This is a genomic window from Herbidospora daliensis (assembly GCF_001570585.1).
Taxonomy (GTDB): Bacteria; Actinomycetota; Actinomycetes; order Streptosporangiales; family Streptosporangiaceae; genus Herbidospora; species Herbidospora daliensis.
The window spans coordinates 237,872-252,215 of the sequence record NZ_BBXF01000004.1 but is presented as its reverse complement, the minus strand read 5'-3'; the positions used below and the strand labels follow the sequence as shown (position 1 = coordinate 252,215).

At 73.6% G+C, this 14,344-nt stretch carries 8 protein-coding genes; all 8 read left to right on the top strand.

Annotated features, from left to right (window positions below; genetic code table 11):
* Nucleotides 1-132: 132 nt before the first annotated feature.
* The 8 genes from AW274_RS21455 to AW274_RS21420 are packed head-to-tail and all read left to right on the top strand — an operon-like array spanning nucleotide 133 to nucleotide 14,281.
* On the top strand, nucleotides 133-3,057 hold the full coding sequence (locus tag AW274_RS21455; RefSeq protein WP_062435449.1) for a non-ribosomal peptide synthetase: 2,925 nt from the start codon (nucleotides 133-135) through the stop codon (nucleotides 3,055-3,057).
* Nucleotides 3,054-5,939: a non-ribosomal peptide synthetase gene (locus AW274_RS21450; RefSeq protein WP_062435446.1), complete on the top strand. Its 2,886-nt coding sequence runs from the start codon at nucleotides 3,054-3,056 to the stop codon at nucleotides 5,937-5,939. Before AW274_RS21455 ends, AW274_RS21450 begins: the two co-directional genes overlap by 4 nt.
* Nucleotides 5,939-7,225: an FAD-dependent oxidoreductase gene (locus tag AW274_RS21445; RefSeq protein ID WP_062435443.1), complete on the top strand. Its 1,287-nt coding sequence runs from the start codon at nucleotides 5,939-5,941 to the stop codon at nucleotides 7,223-7,225. Before AW274_RS21450 ends, AW274_RS21445 begins: the two co-directional genes overlap by 1 nt.
* Complete coding sequence (locus AW274_RS21440) at nucleotides 7,222-7,869, top strand: DUF6875 domain-containing protein (protein WP_062435439.1); 648 nt, start codon at nucleotides 7,222-7,224, stop codon at nucleotides 7,867-7,869. The genes AW274_RS21445 and AW274_RS21440 overlap by 4 nt, the downstream gene beginning before the upstream one ends.
* Nucleotides 7,866-11,918 (top strand): non-ribosomal peptide synthetase, encoded by a 4,053-nt coding sequence (locus AW274_RS21435; protein ID WP_157520625.1) that lies wholly within the window; start codon nucleotides 7,866-7,868, stop codon nucleotides 11,916-11,918. The genes AW274_RS21440 and AW274_RS21435 overlap by 4 nt, the downstream gene beginning before the upstream one ends.
* Nucleotides 11,903-13,201 carry an MFS transporter gene (locus AW274_RS21430; protein WP_062435434.1) on the top strand — a complete coding sequence of 433 codons (1,299 nt, stop codon included), beginning with the start codon at nucleotides 11,903-11,905 and terminating at the stop codon, nucleotides 13,199-13,201. Before AW274_RS21435 ends, AW274_RS21430 begins: the two co-directional genes overlap by 16 nt.
* Nucleotides 13,182-14,111 carry a methyltransferase gene (locus tag AW274_RS21425; RefSeq protein WP_062435431.1) on the top strand — a complete coding sequence of 310 codons (930 nt, stop codon included), beginning with the start codon at nucleotides 13,182-13,184 and terminating at the stop codon, nucleotides 14,109-14,111. Before AW274_RS21430 ends, AW274_RS21425 begins: the two co-directional genes overlap by 20 nt.
* A complete protein-coding gene (locus tag AW274_RS21420; protein WP_062341273.1) occupies nucleotides 14,108-14,281 on the top strand; it encodes an MbtH family protein in 174 nt (57 codons plus the stop codon). The genes AW274_RS21425 and AW274_RS21420 overlap by 4 nt, the downstream gene beginning before the upstream one ends.
* Nucleotides 14,282-14,344 lie beyond the last annotated feature (63 nt).

Here is a 14,344-nt window from a genome sequence, read left to right as displayed (position 1 = left end):
GCCCACCTCTTCCGCGTCCGGCAGACGGCTGGAAGGGGAGTAAATCAGACCAGACGAATCCTCACAAGTATCTAGCAAGTGAATGCAATTTCTGGTCATACTCACGAAATAAGCGAAGCGTTGGGGCAGGTAATGTCACGAGTACCACTTTCGGTGCCGCAGAGCGGCATCTGGTTCAACGAACGTCTCGGCGGCGCGGGGGCCGTCCACCACATGCCTTTCGCGATCCGGTTCTCCGGTGACCTCGATGTGGACGCGCTGCGCCACGCCTGCGCGGGCGTGGTCACCCTGCATCCCGCCCTGCGGGCGGCCGTCCGCGAGGAGGGCGGCGCTCCCTACCAGGTCGAGGGGCCGCCGGTGCCCTTCGAGGTCGTCGAGACCGATCCCGACCGATTAGCCGGGGCCGAGAAGGAGGCGATCCTGCGGCCGTTCGACCTGGCCGCCGGGCCGCTGACCCGGATCACGCTGTTCCGGCTCGGCCCGGCCGAGCACGAGCTGCTGGTCGTGGCCCACCACCTGGTCTTCGACGGGCAGTCGACCGACGTCTTCGTCGCCGACCTGGCCCGCCTCTACGGGCAGGCGGTCCCGGTCGAGGCGCCGGAACCGTTCGACGTCGCCGCCGAGGCGCGCCGGGTCGCCGAAGGGTTGCCGGCCGCGCGGGCCTACTGGTCGGGGCGGCCGACCGAGTTCCCCGACGTGGTGCTGCCGGGGCTCGACCGGCCCGACGACGCGGTGCAGCCGGGGGAGGCGGTCGAGTTCCTCCTGACCGAGCCGATCCTCGAGAAGGCCGCCGCCCAGCTGGGGGTGACCCGGTTCGAGCTGGTCGTGGCCTCGGTGCACGCGCTCCTGTTCCGGTACGGCAACCGTCAACCGGTCACCGCCCTCGACCTCGGCACCCGCCAGGCCGAATCGGGCGAGCGCATCGGCGTCCACGTCAACGAACTGCCGTTCGCGTCGGACCCCCGGCCCGAGACGGCCTTCACCGACCACGCCCGCCAGATCCGGGCGGGGCTGCGCGAGCTCTACCGGGTGCGCGAGGTGCCCCTCGGCCGGGCCGCCCCCGGCACCCGGCCCGGCATCGCGCTGGCCCCGGTCTCCCTCACCTACCGGCGGCGCATCGCGCCCCCCGAGTTCCCCGGGCTGCGGGCCGAGGTGAGATGGGTGGCGTTCAACCACGTCGCCCGCAACGCCCTGCGGTTCCACCTGGTCGACGGGCCCGACGGGCTCGGCGTGATGCTCCAGTTCCCGCCCGCGTCGATGCCGCGCCCGGACGCCGAACGCGTCGCCGCCCACCTGCTCGACGTGCTCCGGCACGTCACCGACGACCCGGCGACGCCGCTGGCCGCGCTGCCGGTGGCCGAGGACCCGCCGGGCCTGTGGTCCCCCCGGGCCCACCCGGACGCGGCGGCCGTGCCCGACCTGGTGGCGGCCCAGGCCACCCGGACCCCGGACTCCGTGGCCGTCATCGGCGACCGGGCGCTCACCTACCGCGAGCTGATGGCCGAGGCCGACGCCGTCGCGGCCCGTCTCGGGAAGGCCGGGGTCCGCCCCGGCGACCTGGTGGCCGTCTCGGCGGCGCGGTCGGAGCGGCTGGTCGCGGGCGTGCTCGGCATCTGGCGGGCGGGCGCCTCCTACCTGCCGCTCGACCCGGCCTACCCGGCCGAACGGCTCGCCTACGTGCTGTCCGACAGCGGCGCGAGCGCCCTGCTGGCCGACGCGAACACCGACCTGAGAGGCCCGGTCAGAGTCCCCCTCGAAGGGAACGAGCCCGCCACCCGCGAGAACGAACCACCCGGTGACCGGGCCTATGTCATCTACACCTCCGGGTCGACCGGGCGGCCCAAGGGGGTCGAGGTCGGGCACGCCGCGCTGACGAACCTGCTGCTGTCGATCCGCGACGAGACCCGGTCGGGCCCTTCGGCGACCTGGCTGGCCGTCACGTCGTTGTCGTTCGACATCTCCGGGCTCGAACTGTGGTTGCCGCTGATCACCGGCGGCCGGGTGGTCGTGGCGACCGAGGCGCAGGCCGGCGACGGCGAAGCGCTGCGGGCGCTGGTGTCGGCCCACGGCGTCACGCACGTCCAGGCCACGCCGTCGACCTGGCGGTTGCTGGCCGACGCCGGGTTCGAGGCGCCCGTCACCGCCCTGGTCGGCGGGGAGGCGCTGCCGTTGCCGCTGGCGGCGCGGCTGCGGCCCAAGGTGGCGCGGTTGTTCAACGTCTACGGGCCGACCGAGACGACGATCTGGTCGGCCATCGCCGAGGTGCCGCCCGACCCCGCGCGGATCTCGATCGGCGGGCCGCTGGCGGCGACCGGGCTGCTGGTGCTCGACGACGACCTGCGGCCGGTGCCGACCGGGGTGCCGGGGGAGTTGCACATCACCGGTGCCGGGCTGGCCCGCGGCTATCTCGGCCGGCCGGCGCTGACGGCCGAACGGTTCCTGCCGTGCCCGTACGGCGACGCCGGGGCGCGCATGTACCGGACCGGCGACCGGGTCAGGGTCAGGGACAGCGGGCTGGAGTTCCTCGGGCGGACCGACGACCAGGTCAAGGTCCGGGGGCACCGCATCGAGCTCGGCGAGATCGAGGCCGTGCTGCTCGGGCACGCCAGGGAGGCGGCGGTGGCCGTACACGACGAGGAGCTCGTCGCCTACACGGTCGGGGCCGCCGGCGACCTGCGGCGGGAGGCGGCGCGGGTGCTGCCCGCCTACATGGTGCCGAGCGCCTTCGTGGCGCTCGACCGGATGCCGCTGACCCCGAACGGCAAGCTCGACCGGGCCGCCCTGCCCGCTCCCGTGCTCACGCAGGAGGAGGTCCACCAAGCGGGGGACGAGACGGCCGAGGTCGTGCGGGAGATCTGGGAGGAGGTCCTCGGGCTCGACCACATCGGCGACGACGAGAGCCTGTTCGAGCTCGGCGGCCACTCGCTGACGATCGCCCGGATCGCCGCCCGCATCCACGACCGGCTCGGCGTCGACGTGCCGTTCTACGTGTTCTTCGACGTGCCGACCGTGGCCGGGATCGCCGCCGACGTGGCCGATCGCCGGGCTGACTTGTGACTGCGCTGTCGGCCGGGCAGCGGCGGCTCTGGTTCCTGCAGCGCCTCGACCCGGCCGACGCGTCGTACAACATGCCGGTCGCGCTGCGGATCAGGGGCCGCCTCGACGACGCGGCGCTGGAGGCCGCGCTCGCCGCGATCACCCTGCGGCACGACGTGCTGCGCGGCCGGTACGCCGAGAACGACGACGGCGACCCGGTCAGGCTGGTCACCCCGGCCGGGCCGGCGCTGGAGCGGATCGAGACCGGCGACCCCTTGGCGGCCGTGGCCGAACGCGCCAACCGGCCGTTCGACCTGGCCGCCGGGCCGGTCGCCCGGTTCACCCTGATCAAGGTCGCCCCCGACGACCACGTGCTCTGCCTGGTCGTCCACCACATCGCGGCCGACGGCTGGTCGGTCGACGTGCTGCTGCGCGAGCTCGACGTGCTCTACCGGGGCGGCACGCTCCCGCCGCTGCCGATCACCTTCGCCGACCACGTCGCGCGCGGCGAGCGTTCCCATCCCGGCTACTGGGCCGAAGAGCTGCGCTGCCTGCCGGTCCTCGACCTGCCCGGCGACCGGCCCCGCGCGACCGGCGAGGGCGGCCAGATCTTCGCGACCCTGCCGTCCGACCTGGTCGGCGGGCTGGCGGCGCTCGCCAGGGCGGAGCGCGGCACCCTGTTCATGGTGCTGCTGGCCGCCTTCCAGGTGTTCCTGGCCCGGCACGCCGCCCAGCACGACGTCTGCGTCGCGGTGCCGGTGCTGGGCCGCGACCGCGTCGACACCGAGCCCCTGATCGGCTACTTCACCGGCCTGGCCATGCTCCGCGCCGACCTGGGCGACGACCCGCCGTTCACCGAGGCGCTGCGCCGCGCGCGGGGCGCCGTGCTGCGCTCGTTCGACCACGGCGACGTGCCCGGCGGGGTGCGCTTCCAGGCGATGTTCCAGTACACCCGGACCACCACCGAACGCCCCCGCCTGGGCGACCTCGACGTCGAGATCTACGACTCGGGCCTCGCCTCGGCCAAGTGCGACCTGTCCCTCGACGTCTACCAGGGCCCGGCCGAGACCGGGCTGGTCCTCACCTACGACCGGGGCCGCTTCGACCACGCGACGGCCGAGCGCTTCGCGCATCGGTTCCAGGCTCTCCTGTACGACATCGCTTCGCGCCCCCGCGAACGATGCGGCGACCTCGACCTCTTCTGCGAGCTGGACACCGCGACGACCCCGCCGGAGCCCGAGATCGACCCGCCGCCCGAGGTCGACCCCGGCTCCCCGGCCGTCGCCTGCGACGGCGTCGAGCTCACCTACCGGGAACTGGGCGAACGCGTCGCGACGATGGCCGCCGGGCTGGCCGCGCGCGGGGTGCGGCCCGGCGACGTCGTGGGCGTCGCCCTCGGGCGCACCCTCGACCTGGTGCCGGTCCTGCTGGCCGTCTGGCGGGCCGGGGCCGCCTATCTGCCGGTCGATCCGGCCTTTCCCGCCGCGCGCATTTCGACCTTGCTCCACGACGCCGGCGCGCGCATTCTGGTGACCGAGACGGTCACCGCCGATGGAATTGCGGCCGTGCGTCCCGGGGATTTGAGTGGGGCCATTCTGACAGAAATCCCCGACCATTCCTTACCCGCGTATGTGCTTTACACATCGGGGTCAACCGGTCTGCCGAAAGGCGTCATGATCGATCGTCAATGCGTATCGGAACGCGTTTCCTGGATGCGCATGGCCTATGACCTGCAGCCCGGCGACCGTGTGGCGCAGTTTTCCGAGCTGGGATTCGACGCCCACGTGGAAGAGATCTTCCCATCCTTGGAAGCGGGGGCTACGGTCGTGATGCTGCCCAATGGCGGGCGCACCCTGCCGGATTTCCTGACCACTTCCGAAGGGGCCCGAGTAACCGTGCTCGATTTGCCGACCTCCTTTTGGCATGCCCTCGTCGAGGAGATCGACGAGATCGCCTGGCCGCCGAATCTTCGGCTCGTCATCCTCGGCGGAGACCCCGTCGCGGCCTCGGCGGTCAAGCGCTGGCGCAGCCGTTTCGGCGATCGGGTCCGGCTGGTCAACACCTACGGCCCCACCGAGGCCACCGTCATCGCCACGGCCGCCGACCTCGGCGACGGCAAGCCGTCGATCGGCCGCCCGATCGCGGGCACCACGGTCGCCGTGCTCGACTCCGCCGGCCGCGAGGTCCCGCCCGGCGTGCCCGGCGAACTCGCCATCGGCGGCGCGGGCGTCGCATGGGGCTACCTGAACCGGCCGCGGCTGACCGCCGAACGGTTCGTGCCCGCGCCGAACGGCCGCCGCTACCTCACCGGCGACCGCGCCCGCGTCCGGGCCGACGGGGAACTGGAGTTCCTGGGCCGCCTCGACGACCAGGTCAAGATCAGGGGCGTGCGCATCGAGCCCGCCGAGGTCGAGGCCGCGCTGACCGCCTTCCCCTCGGTCCGCAGCGCCGCCGTGATCGCGCTCGACGGCTCGCTGGCCGCCTACGTCACGGGCGACCCCGACGAGGCCGAGCTCCGCGCCCACCTGCGGCGCACCCTGCCCGAGCACCTGGTGCCGGGCCACATCGTCCCGCTGCCCGAGCTGCCGCTGACCCGGAACGGCAAGCTCGACCGCACGGCGCTGCCCGCCCCCCGCGTGGCCGGAGAGGCGTACGTCGCCCCCCGGACCGACGCCGAGGAGCTGGTCGCACAGATATTCGGCGAAGTGCTCGGGGTGCCCCGCGTGGGGGCCGCCGACGACTTCTTCGCCCTCGGGGGGCACTCGCTGCTCGCCACCCGCGTGGTGGCGCGCATCCGCCGGGCCGTCGACCTGGTCGTCCCGGTGCGCACCCTGTTCGCCAGCCGTACGGTCGCCGAGTTCGCGGCCGCGGTCGACGAGATCCTGGAGGAGGCCGAGCGCTGATGCGCGACGACCTGAACATCCATTTCGCGGTGGTCGGTGCGGGGCTGGCAGGTTCGCTGCTGGCCGTGTACCTGGCCGGGCAGGGCCACCGCGTCGACGTCTACGAACGCCGGGCCGACCCCCGGGTCGCGCCGCCCGACGAGGGCCGGTCGATCAACCTGGGCCTGTCGGCCCGGGGCATCGGCGCGCTCCGCAAGGCCGGGTTGTGGGACTCGGTGCGCACCCACACCGTCCCGATGCGCGGCCGGTACGTCCACCCGAGGGAGGGGCGGCCGTTCTTCCACCCGTACGGGCGCGACCCCGGCGAGATCCTCCACTCGATCCGGCGCGACGCGCTCAGCAGGACGCTGGTCGAGCACGCAGAGAAGCTCGAAGGAGTGCGGTTCTTCTTCGGCACCCCGGTCACCGACGTCGACCGGGACGCCCCGTCGTTCCGGGCGGGCGGCGAGACGATCACCCCTGATGTGATCGTCGGCGCCGATGGAGCGTTCTCCGCGGTCCGTGCCGAACTCCTGCGCGGCCGGCCGGCCGACTTCCGGCAGGAGTTCCTGCCGTGGGGCTACAAGGAACTGCACCTGCCGCACACCGAACGGCTGGAGGCGCTGCACGTCTGGCCCGGCGACCAGGGCCTGATGGTCGCCCACCCCAACGTCGACGGGTCGCTGACCTGCACGTTGTTCATGGACCACCACGACCTCGCCCGGCCCGACCTGGCGGCGTTCGTCAAGAGCGTGCTCCCGGCCGCCGACCTGCCCGACCTGGCGGGGCAGCTGGCCCGCAACCCGGTCGGCCACCTGGTGACGGTGCGCACCTCGAAGTGGCACGAGGACGGCCGCGCGGTGCTGATCGGCGACGCCTGCCACGCCGTCTACCCCTTCTACGGGCAGGGCATGAACTCGGCGTTCGAGGACTGCGTCGTCCTCGCCGAGTGCGTCGAGGCCCGTCCCGGCGACCTCGGCGCGGCGTTCGCCGCGTACCAGCGGCGCAGGAAACCGCACACCGACGTGCTCGCCGACCTGTCGGCCGACAACTTCCTGGAACTCCGCGACCGGCTGCGCTCCCCGCTCCACCTGGCCCGCAAGCAGGTGGACACCGTGCTCAGCCGGCTGCTGCCCGACATGTGGCGACCGCTCTACACGATGGTCAGCCACACCACCATGCCGTACGGCGAGGCGCTGCGGCGTGCGCGAACGCAGGACCGGATCGTCCGCGCGGGAGGGATGACGGCGGCCGTGGGGCTGGCGGCCGCCCTCCTCTGGCGCCGCGACAGGAGGCACCCGAAGTGATCACCCACCCCGACGAGCCGACCTTACGCCTCTTCGACGTCAAGGACGTCGAGAGCGGACGACCCCTCCACCCGCTGGGCGCCATGTACATCCGCCAGCTCCGCACGGTGACCGCCTGGGCGCGCGAGTACCTGTGCCGCCCCCACCCGGAACTCGGCCGCCGGGGCCCGGTCTGCCCGTACGCCCAGGGCTCCATCGACCGCGGCCGGTTCCTGCTCGCCATCCGCCCCGGGCGGCCCGAGACCGTCGAGGAGGTGGTCGCCGCCGTCGAGCCCTACCGCCAGTGGTTCGGCGAACTCGCCCCCCGGTCGATCGCCGACTCGATGCACACGGCCGTGCTGGTGCTGTTCCCCGACGCGGGCCGCCGGCTCGACCTGATCGACGCCGCCCAGGAGATCCTCAAGGACCGGCACGTGCCCGCCGGGGTCATGGTCGGCGAGTTCCACGACGGCCCGCCCGACAAGGGCGGCCTGTGGAACCCGCTGCTTCGCCCGCTGGAGGCGCCGGTCCCGATGCTGGTCGTGCGGCACATGGTCAGCACCGACCTGCCGTTCCTGACCTCGCGCGACCAGCACGTGTCGGCGTACCGCGCCATCTTCGGCGACCGGATCCCGGCCCACCTGCGAGACGTGGTGCCCTCGTGAGCCGACTGTCCGAACGCATGGCGCGGGTCGCGGCCCAGCGGTCGGGGATCCCGCGCCGCGCCCCGGACGCCGACGCGCCGCTGGCCCCGTCGCAGGAACGCCTGTGGTTCCTCGACCAGGCCGGTTTCGACGGCGACCGCTACCTGTGCTGGGCGGCGCACGAGCTGACCGGCGACCTCGACGTGCCGCGCCTGCGCCGCGCGATCGACGCGCTGGCGGCCCGGCACGAGTCCCTGCGCACCGCGATCGTGGTCCGCGACGGGGTGCCCTACCAGCACGTCCTCGACGAGGTCGAGGTGCCCTTCTTCACCGAGGGCACCATCGAGCAGTTCCTCTCGTACGGATTCGACCTCGCCGCCGCCCCGCTGATGCGCGTCCTGGTCATCCCGCACGGCGACGGCCACGTGCTGGCGATGTGCTGGCACCACATCGTGTGCGACGGCGAGACCACCGGCATCCTGTTCGACGAGCTGTACGCCCTCTACCGGGGGGAGCGCCTGCCGCCCGTACAGGCGCAGTATCCCGACTACGCGGCCTGGCTGGCGACCCGCGACACCGGCGCGGCCGACCGGGCCTTCTGGAAGGAGCGGCTCGACGGCGTCAGCGGGCTGCTCGACCTGCCGCTCGACCGGCCGCGCCCGGCCCGGCCGACCTTCGACGGCGCGCGCCGCTCGGTCGTCTACCCCGACGGCTTCGCCGCCGAGCTGCGGGCGTGGGCGCAGGCCAACCGGACCACCTCGTTCATGGTCGTGCTGGCCGCGCTGAACGTCGTGCTGGCCCGGATGGCCGACACCGACGACGTCGTGGTCGGCACCCCGGTCAGCGACCGCGAGCTGCCCGAGCTCGAGCGCACGGCCGGCATGTTCGTCAACACGGTCGCGCTGCGCACCCGGCTGACCGGGAACCCGACGCTGCGGCAGGTGGTCCGGCTCGCCCGCGAGACGACCATGACCGCGCTCGACCACCGCACGCTGCCGTTCGACTCGGTCGTCGAGCTGACCGGCGGGCGGCGCGACCTCAGCCACAACCCGATCTTCCAGGTGATGCTGGTGACCGGGGAGCCCGGCGGGGCGATCGAGGTCGCGCCGGGGCTGACCGGCCGGGCCTACGCGTTGTCGTCGCCCCCGGCGCGGTTCGACCTGACAGTCGTGGTCGAGGGCGGCGGCGTCGACATCGACTACGCGACCGACCTGTTCGACGCCGAGTCGGTCGACGCGATCGGCCACCACATGGTCGCCGTCCTGCGCGCGACCGTCGACGACGCCGACCAGGGCATCTGGGACGTCCCGCTCCAGACCAGCTCCGCCCGCGCGGCGCCCTTCGACGCGCCGGAGTGGGAGATCCGGCCGTCCGACGAACCCGCGGTGATCACCGACGCCGAGACCGTGACCTACCGCGAGCTGCTGCGCCGGGCCGCCGAGGTGGAGGCGCCGCTGGCCGGAGCCGCACAGGGCAGCGTCGTCGGGGTGCGCCTGCCCGCGGGGCCCGACGCCGTCGCCGCCATCGCGGGCATCCTGCGGGCGGGCTGCGCCTACCTGCCGCTCGACCCCGCCCACCCTGACGAGAGGACGGAACAGCTGCTGGCGGCGGCCAACGCCGTGGGCGTCGTCGACCACGACGGCTTCCACCCGCGCGACCACGCTCCGGTGGAGCCGGGTTCGCTGGCGTACGTCATCTTCACCTCCGGTTCGACCGGCACGCCCAAGGGCGTCGCTGTCGGCCGCGACTCCCTGCGGAGATTCACGCAGGCCTTCGTGGACGCGCACGGCTTCACCGCCGCCGACCGGGTGCTGATGATCCCGCCGCTCACCTTCGACGCGTCGGTCGGCGACCTGTTCCCGGTGCTCTCCACCGGCGGCGCGCTGGTCCTGCACGACGAACCGGCCCGCCTCGACGCGGACGCCCTGCTGGCCTTCGTCGAGCGCCACGGCATCACCGCCGTCGACACGGCGGCCTCGCTCTGGCGTCGCTGGGCCGACGAGCTGGCCGGGCGCAAGGTCGACTGGCCGGTCCGGCTGATGATGGTCGGCGGCGAGTCGGTGCCCGCGTCGGCGCTGGAGACCTGGCTGGCCGCGACCGGCACCCCGCTGGTCAACCACTACGGCCCGACCGAGGCGACGGTGTGCGCGACCACGCACACGGCCGCCGAGCCCGCCGGCCTGCTGCACCTGCCCATCGGGACCGAGCTGCCGCACGTGCGGGCCCACGTCGTGGACGGTCACGGCGGTCTCGCCCCCGACAACGTCTACGGCGAACTGCACCTCGCGGGCGACTGCCTGGCCTGGGGTTACCTCGGGCAACCGGCGATGACCGCCGACCGGTTCGTGCCCGACCCGTTCTCAGGGGCGCCGGGCGCGCGCATGTACCGGACCGGCGACCTGGTCCGGCGGCGGCTCGACGGCAGCTTCGAGTTCGCCGGGCGCAAGGACCGCCAGCTCAAGGTGCGCGGCCACCGCATCGAACCGGGCGAGGTCGAGGCGGCGCTGACCGCGCACCCCGGCGTGCGCGACGCCCACGTGACCTCCGTCGGCGACCGGCTGGTCGCGTTCGTCGCCGGGGAGCCGGACCTCCGGGCCCACCTGCGGGAACGGCTGCCCGACTACCTCGTGCCCGACGTGTTCGTGCCGCTGGAGACGGTGCCCCGCACCAGCCACGGCAAGGTCGACACCGCCGCCCTGCCCGAGGTCACGGTCTCGGCCCCGTACGAGGCCCCGCGCACCCCGGCGGAACAGGCGGTCGCCGACGTCTGGTCGGCCGTCGTCGCGGGCGACCGGCGGGTCGGGCGGCGCGACAACTTCTTCGAACTCGGCGGTCACTCGCTGCTCGCGGCCCGGGTGCTGGCGGCGCTGAAGGACCGGCTCGGCGTCGCCCTCCCGCTGCGCGCCCTGTTCGAGACCGCCGACCTGGCCGAGCTCGCCGCCACGATCGAGGGCACCCACGCGACCTCCGGCGAACCCGACCTGCTCGCCGAGGCGGTGCTGCCCGACGACGTCCGGGTGACCGTCCCGAGGGAGCGGTCGGGCGTCACGGTGCTGCTCACCGGCGCGACCGGTTTCCTCGGGGCGCACCTCGCCGCCCGGCTGGCCCCCGTCTCCGAGCTGCTGTGCCTGGTCAGGGCCGACGACCCGGCCGCCGCCGAGGCGCGGGTGCGGGCCGCGCTGGCCGCGCAGGGGCTGCCGGAGGCCCGGGTCGTGGGCATCCCCGGCGACCTCGGGGCGCCCCGCTTCGGGCTGTCGGAGCAGGAGTTCCGTGAGCTCGCCGACCGGGTCGACGTCATCTGCCACAACGGCGGTCAGATCAACTTCGCGGAGCCGTACCACCGGCTGAAGGACGTCAACGTCGGCGGCACCCTGGAGGTGCTGCGGCTGGCGGCGCTCGGCGGAGGCGTGCCCGTCCACCACGTCTCGACGCTCGGGGTCCACCTGGGGAAGGCGTACCAGAACCGCCGGATCACCGAGGCCGACGTGCCGGAGGACCCGACCGGCCTGGGCGGCGGCTACAACCAGACCAAGTGGGTCGCCGACCGGCTCGCCGCGCGGGCGCGGGAGCGCGGCGTCCCGGTCTCGATCCACCGCCCGGCCCGGATCGGCGGCGACAGCCAGACCGGCTGGGGCAACGACGGCGACTACTTCAGCCGCCTGCTCGCCACCATGATCCGGCTCGGCATGGCCCCCGACATGCCCTACGACGAGGACGTCTCCCCGGTCGACCACGTCGCCGACGGCATCGTCCACCACGTGCTGCACGGCGCGGGGGAGGACCACCACTACTTCAACGAGGCGACGATCGGCTACGCGGAGATCGCCGAGGCCCTCGGGGTGCGGCTGGTGGCCTGGCCCGAGTGGCGGGCGGCCGTCCACGACGGGCTGCCCGACCTGCCGCTCGCGGCGTTCGTCAGCGAACTGCCCGAGGAGCGGCCGGTCTTCCCCCGGCCGCGGTTCGACTGCTCGCGCACCCGGAAGGCGCTGGCCGCCGCCGGGATCACCTGCCCGCCCGCCGACCGGGCGCTCATCCGGCGTTACGTGGAGGCGATGTGCCTGACCTCGTGAGATTCGGCATCGTCTGGTTGTCGTCGCTGGTCTCCGGCGTCGGATCGAGCCTGACGGGCTTCGTGCTCGGCGTCTGGGTCTACCAGAACACCCAGTCGACCACCCTGTTCGCGCTGGTCATGTTGTCGGGGCTGCTGCCCGCGATCCTGGTCGGCCCGTTCGCCGGGGTGATCGTCGACCGGTTCGACCGCCGCCGCGTCCTGATCATCAGCGACTGCGTCGTGGCGGCCAGCACCGGCGTGCAGGCGCTGCTGCTCTACAACGACGCGCTGCAGGTGTGGCACATCTGCATCGGCTCGCTGGTGGGCGCGGTCTGCGGCACCCTGCACATGACGACGTACCAGGCGATGACCCCGCTGCTCATCCCCGAACGCCACCTCGCCCGCGCCAACGGCCTCATGCAGATCACCGTGGCCACCCAGATCGCCGCCCCGCTGGCGGCCGGGGCGCTGCTCGGCGCGATCGGGATGACCGGCGTGCTGGTGCTCGACCTGGTCACGTTCGCGCTGGCGGTGACCACGCTGCTGGTGGTGAAGCTGCCCGCCTCGGTGGTGAAGGCCCCCGGGGCCGGATCGGCCAGGGCCCCGCTGGCCGACCTGTCGTACGGCTGGCACTACCTGCGGCGGCGGCGCGACCTGATGTCGCTGACGCTGACGTTCACGGCGTACAACTTCTGCTTCGCCGTGGCCGGGGTGCTGGTGCAGCCGCTGATCCTGTCGTTCGGGTCGCCGGCCGTGCTGGGCGCGCTGATGTTCGCAGGCGGGTCGGGGGTGTTCCTCGGCGGCCTGGTGATGGGCGTGTGGGGCGGGCCGAAGAAGCGCGTCCGGGGCATGGGCGTGTTCATGCTCCTCGGGTCGCTGTTCCTGGTCCTGCACACCGTTCGGCCCGACCCGTGGGTGGTCGCGTTCGCGGCGGCGGCGTTCCTGTTCACGCTGCCGGTCGTGCAGGGATCGGGCAACGCGGTGCTGCAGTCGGGCATCGAACCCGACAGCCTCGGCCGGGTGCTCGGCACGGTGCACTCGATCGGCGGCATCGCCTCCCCGTTCGCGTACCTGCTCGCCGGTCCGCTGGCCGAGCACGTGGCCGGCCCGCTGATGCGGCCCGACGGCGCGCTCGCCTCGACGGCGGGTTCGCTGATCGGCACCGGCGAGGGCCGCGGCATCGCGCTCGTCATCCTGGCCGACGCCGTGATCCTGCTGCTGGTCGCGGTACGGGTGCTGTTCCTGCGCGAACCCGCCCCGAAGGAGACCGAGGAGGTGCCCGATGCCGTTGCCACCGCATGACCCCGGCCCGTCGACCGACCTGATCGGCGCGATGTCCCTGTACGCCGCCGACGCGGCCGCCCGGCTGGGCGTCTTCGACGCGCTCCCCGGCACGGCCGCCGGACTGGCCAAGGCGACCGGCGCCGACGAGGAGGGCCTGGCCCTCCTGCTCGACCTGCTGACCACGACGGGCTACCTCGTCCGCGCCGACGACGTCTACACGGCCTCGCCGATGTGGACCGGCTCCGGCTGGGACACCCCGATCCGCCTGTGGGCCGCCATCGTCGGCGAGTTCTGGCGCGACCTGTACGACGGCCTGGCCACCGGCCGCCCCCGCGCCGACTTCTACCACTGGTTGTCGTCGCGCCCCGAGCCGCTGGCGGTCTTCCACCGGCTGCAGTCGGGCCTGGCGGGCTGGCTCGCCGAAGAGGTCGTCGGCCTGGTCCCGATGACCCCCGGCCGGCTGGCCGACGTCGGCGGCGGCCACGGCGTCTTCGCCAAGGCGTTCCTGGACGCCGTCCCCGGCCTCGACGCGGTGGTCGTCGACCTGCCGGGCACGCCCAGCGCGGTCCCGCTCGTGGCGGCCGACCTGTCGGAGCCGCTGACGCTGACGGGCTACGACCACGTGCTGCTGTTCAACGTCGTCCACGGCTTCTCCCGCGACCGCGCCCGCGGCCTGGTGCACGAGGCGGTGGCGTCGGGAGCGGACGTCCACATCCTGGAGACCACCACGACCCCGCGCGGCGGCGTGGCCGACCAGGCTTTCACCGAGGGCTTCGCGCTGAACCTGTGGCTCACCCAGGGAGGCCGCCTCTACACGGCGGGCGAACTGGAGGGCTGGCTCCGCGAGGCGGGCGCCGCCGACGTCACCCGAACCGATCTGACCCGTTCCCCCACGCACACCCTCATCACCGCAAGGAGCACGTCGTGACCCACCTGGTCGTCCGCAACGACGAGGAGCAGTACTCCCTCTGGCCCGCCGGACGGGAGATCCCCGACGGCTGGCACCCGGACGGTTTCGAGGGCACCCGGGAGGAGTGCCTGGCCCACATCGAGGAGGTCTGGACGGACATGCGCCCCAAGAGCGCCCGCCCGGCCTGACGAGACACGCGTCCGGGCGGGCCAAGCGCCGGCCCGCCCGGACGTGTCTTCTCAGTGAGCCGA